Source organism: Halomonas sp., from assembly GCF_041689495.1.
Lineage (GTDB): Bacteria > Pseudomonadota > Gammaproteobacteria > Pseudomonadales > Halomonadaceae > Halomonas.
On the sequence record NZ_JBDNGD010000536.1, the window covers coordinates 1 to 3,242 of the forward strand.

The window sequence follows — 3,242 nt, forward strand, 5'->3', positions numbered from 1 at the left end:
CGCATGCGCCAGGACATGCTGACATGGCTACGGGACCGTCCCGAGTTCGCCGCCATCGATGCCGACTTCGCCCACCTCTTCGGCTCCTGGTTCAACCGTGGCTTTCTGATGCTCAAGCGCATCGACTGGAACACCCCGGCCTCGATCCTCGAGAAGATCATCCGTTACGAAGCGGTGCACGAGATCCAGGACTGGAACGACCTGCGCCGGCGCCTGGATGCCCGTGATCGCCGCTGCTTCGGCTTCTTCCACCCGGCGATCGGCGACGAGCCGTTGATCTTCGTCGAGGTGGCCCTGCACAAGGGGCTGCCCAACAAGATCCAGCCGATCCTCTCGGGCGAGCGCCACGAGATCGAGGACCCCGAATCGGCGGACACTGCCGCGTTCTTCGGCATCAGCAACTGCCAGACCGGCCTGCGCGGCATCTCCTTCGGCAACTTCCTGATCAAGCAAGTGGTGCAGGAACTCAAGCAGGAACTGCCCCAACTCAAGTACTTCGTCACGCTCTCGCCGGTCCCCGGCTTCGGCCCTTGGCTTGCCGAACGGCGCGAGGACGACAGCCTGCCCGACTCGGTACGCAAGAGCCTCGCCGAGCTGGAAGACCCCGAGTGGCACCGCGACCCCGAACGCGCCAAGGCGCTCAAGGCGGTCATCAAGCCGTTGGCCGCGCGCTACCTGGTCGACGAGAAGAACGCCCGCGGCCTGCCGCTCAACTCGGTGGCCCGCTTCCATCTGGGCAACGGTGCCGAGCTCCACCGCATCAACTGGCTCGGGGATGTCTCTAGCAAGGGGCTGAAGCAGGCCGCCGGCATGATGGTCAACTACCTCTATGTGCTCGACGACATCGAACGCAACCACGAGAACTACATCGCCAATGCCAAGGTGGCCCGCTCGAGCGAGGTCCGCGACCTCGTTCGCCGCGCCAGGAAGCTGGCCAAGGGAGAGAGCACAAAATGAATCACAACCTCTTCGCAACCTTCGCCCGGCGCATGAACGAGCGCGGCGACGCCGACTTCATCACCACCCGCGAGGGTCACGGTTACTCCTATGCCGAGGCACTAGCCGCCACTGGGCGCCTCGCTGGCGCATTGACCGATCTGGGCGTGAGCCCGGGGGACCGAGTCGCGGTCCAGGTCGACAAGAGCCCGGAGGCGATCCTGCTCTACCTGGCCTGTCTGCAGATCGGCGGTGTCTACCTGCCGCTCAACACCGGCTACACCGGGGAAGAGATCCGCTACTTCCTGACCGATGCCGAACCCGCCCTCTTCGTCTGCCGGCCGACGACCCTGGACGACGCCCGCAAGATCGCCGAAGAGAGCGGCTGCCCGGCGGTGGAGACCCTCGGCAACCGCCGCGACGGCAGCCTCATGGAGGCCGCCGGCAAGGCCAGGCCGCGTGAGGACATCGTCACCCTGGGCGAGCGCGACCTGGCGGCGATCCTCTACACCTCGGGCACCACCGGCCGCTCCAAGGGCGCCATGCTGACCCATCGCAACCTGGGGTCCAATGCGGCCACTCTGGCCGAGACCTGGCACTTCAGCGAAAACGATCGCCTGATCCATGCCCTGCCGATCTTCCACACCCACGGGCTCTTCGTCGCCTGCAACGTGACCCTGACGGCCGGCGCCAGCATGCGTTTCCTGCCGAAGTTCGACGCCGATGTCATCTTCGAGGAGATGTCCCGCGGCACGGTGCTGATGGGCGTGCCCACCTTCTATACCCGCCTGGTACAGGATGAGCGCCTGACGCCGGAGGCCACCGCCAGCATGCGGCTGTTCGTCTCCGGCTCGGCCCCGCTGACCGCCGAGACCCACCAGGCTTTCGAGCAGAAGACCGGCCATGCTATCCTCGAGCGCTACGGCATGACCGAGACCAACATGAACACCTCCAACCCCTACGAGGGGGAGCGCCGCGCCGGCACCGTGGGATTCCCGCTGCCAGGGGTGGTGGTCCGCATCACCGACCGCGAGACGGGCGAGGAAGTGCCCCCGGGCGAGATCGGCATGCTTCAGGTACGCGGCCCCAATGTCTTCATCGGCTACTGGCGCATGCCCGAGAAGACCCGCGAGGAACTCCTCGAGGACGGCTTCTTCATCACCGGTGACCTGGCCATGGTCGACGAGCGAGACTATGTTCACATCGTAGGCCGCGACAAGGACCTGGTGATCTCGGGGGGCTACAATGTCTATCCCAAGGAGGTCGAGCAGGTCATCGACGAACTCGAGGGTGTCGGCGAGTCCGCGGTGATCGGCGTCACCCACCCGGACTTCGGCGAAGGCGTCACCGCCGTGGTCGTTCCCGAGGCCGGCGCCGATCTCGACGAGGCCGGGGTGCTCGCTTTCCTGCAGGGCCAGTTGGCGAAGTACAAGCAGCCCAAGCGGGTCTTCTTCGTCGACACCCTGCCGCGCAACACCATGGGCAAGGTGCAGAAGAACCAGTTGCGGGAGCAGTTCAAGGACATCTACCGCTGATCCGAGAGGGTCGCCATCACCGCGGATAACAGAACCCACACCTCAAGGAGACACTATCGTGTCGAAGGTCATCACCTACTACTACAGTCATGTCTCGCCATGGAGCTACCTCGGCCACCAGCACCTCGCCGACATCGCTGCCCGCCAGGGCGCGACCATCGACTATGTGCCGGTGTCGGGGGCGCTCATCTTCCCCAAGACCGGCGGACTCCCCCTGCCCAAGCGGGCCCCGGAGCGCCAGGCCTACCGCATGGTGGAACTCAAGCGCTGGCCTGGCCTGCTCGGCGTACCCCTCAATCCCGAGCCGAAGCACTTCCCTGCGGATGATCGCCCGGCGGCGCGCATGGCCCTGACGGCCAAGGCCCGAGGTGAGGATATCGCCGAGTTCTCGCTGGCCGTGATGCGCGCCTGCTGGGTCGAGGAACGCAATGTAGGGAACTCCGCCACCCTGATCGAGATCGCCAACGCTGTCGGTCTGGACGGCCAGAAACTCCTGAACGACGCCGGGTCGGACCAGGCCGAAAAACGGCTGGAAGAAGCCTGTGAACGGGCCATGGCAGATGGCTGCTTCGGCATGCCCTGGTATGTCGTCGACGGCCAGCCCTTCTGGGGCCAGGACCGCCTCGACCTGGTGGAAAAGGCCCTGGCCGGGGAGCTTTGAGGCGGCCGGCGTCGTCCAGGTCTCGTAGCCAATCCGATGTCAGGGCGCTGGCGTTCGATGTCTTCGGGACCGTGGTCGACTGGCGCGGCAGCGTGATCCTCGAGGGCCAG

3 protein-coding genes are annotated in these 3,242 nt (G+C 65.7%); all 3 read left to right on the forward strand.

Translation table 11 applies throughout. From position 1 onward, the window contains the following. Positions 1–957 (forward strand): malonyl-CoA decarboxylase domain-containing protein (locus ACESMD_RS15615; RefSeq protein ID WP_372614777.1); only part of this gene is annotated, 957 nt, incomplete at its 5' end. Beyond that, a complete protein-coding gene (locus ACESMD_RS15620) occupies positions 954–2,471 on the forward strand; it encodes a malonyl-CoA synthase (RefSeq protein ID WP_372614779.1) in 1,518 nt (505 codons plus the stop codon). The genes ACESMD_RS15615 and ACESMD_RS15620, both read left to right, overlap by 4 nt. A 58-nt stretch (positions 2,472–2,529) precedes the next feature. Next, entirely contained in the window at positions 2,530–3,132 is a 603-nt protein-coding gene (locus ACESMD_RS15625) for a 2-hydroxychromene-2-carboxylate isomerase (protein ID WP_372614781.1), read from the forward strand. Positions 3,133–3,242: the final 110 nt, after the last annotated feature.

What these genes read in the sequence shown, in the direction of transcription:
- ACESMD_RS15620 (WP_372614779.1), top strand. Translation starts at nt 954, where the DNA reads ATGAATCACAACCTCTTCGCAACCTTCGCCCGGCGCATGAACGAGCGC.